At 68.7% G+C, this 806-nt stretch carries 1 protein-coding gene and 1 pseudogene; both read right to left on the bottom strand.

Going from position 1 to position 806, the window contains the following annotated elements:
* Positions 1–238 (bottom strand): annotated as a pseudogene (locus tag FG154_RS20595) (IS66 family transposase); the annotation flags it as partial.
* Positions 239–302: 64 nt separating this feature from the next.
* A complete protein-coding gene (tnpB, locus tag FG154_RS20590; protein WP_108222288.1) occupies positions 303–656 on the bottom strand; it encodes an IS66 family insertion sequence element accessory protein TnpB in 354 nt (117 codons plus the stop codon).
* Between the last annotated feature and the right edge of the window lie 150 nt (positions 657–806).

The following is an 806-nucleotide window of genomic DNA, read 5'->3' as shown; positions in this document are numbered from 1 at the left end:
GCCCGAACTTCGCCTGCCGGTACTGCGCGACCTGGCCCTCCAGCGTCCCGATCAGTTCCTTGAGCTCGGCAATGAAGGCGTCCTTCTCGGCCACCACCGCCTGCTCGTGCAGGCGCGCGGCACGCTCGACGGAGGCCTCGAACCGGGCCGCTTCCAGAGCCGCATGCTGGGCCTGGAAGGCCGTCACCACCTCGGGCGGAAGATCGGGAAACCGGCTGAGATCGAGGGGCTGCGACATGCACCCTTCTACCCGATCCGAGCCGCGGACCCCAGTAAAACAAGGTCGGAAACGACCGCCTGAGTCACCCCGCCGCAGCCGGAGGGGCCACACGCTGCGCCACCACCCGACGCCACTCCAGCCCCTCGAACAGCGCCTCGTACTGCGCCCGGGACAGACGCATGACCCCGTCCTGAACCTTCGGCCAGGCGAAGTTTCCCTGCTCGAGCCGCTTGTAGATCAGCACCAGGCCACTGCCGTCCCACACCAAAATCTTCAGCCTGTCGCCGCGCTTCGAGCGGAAGATCACCGTCACGCCCGAATGCGGATCGAGCTTCAGCTCGTTCTGCACGATCAGCGCCAGCGCCTGATGGCCGCAGCGGAAGTCGACGGGCCGGGTCGCCACGACGATCGGCAGCCGCTGTCCGGCGATGATCATGGTGCCTCTCGCAGCGCCCGCACCAGCGCCGCCGCCCGTTCGGCCGGCACGTTGCCCGGAACCCGCAGGACGACGCCGCCGATCTCGATGGTGATCACGCCCGACAGGCCATCCAGCCCGGCGCCAAACTCCGGCTCCACCGTCAGGGGC

Source organism: Cereibacter sediminicola (genome assembly GCF_007668225.1).
GTDB lineage: Bacteria > Pseudomonadota > Alphaproteobacteria > Rhodobacterales > Rhodobacteraceae > Cereibacter_A > Cereibacter_A azotoformans.
The sequence above is the reverse complement of the archived record's forward strand: the minus strand, read 5'-3'. Positions and strand labels throughout refer to the sequence as shown.

Coding starts and splice junctions, on each gene's coding strand:
- tnpB (WP_108222288.1), bottom strand. CDS start 656: ATGATCATCGCCGGACAGCGGCTGCCGATCGTCGTGGCGACCCGGCCC.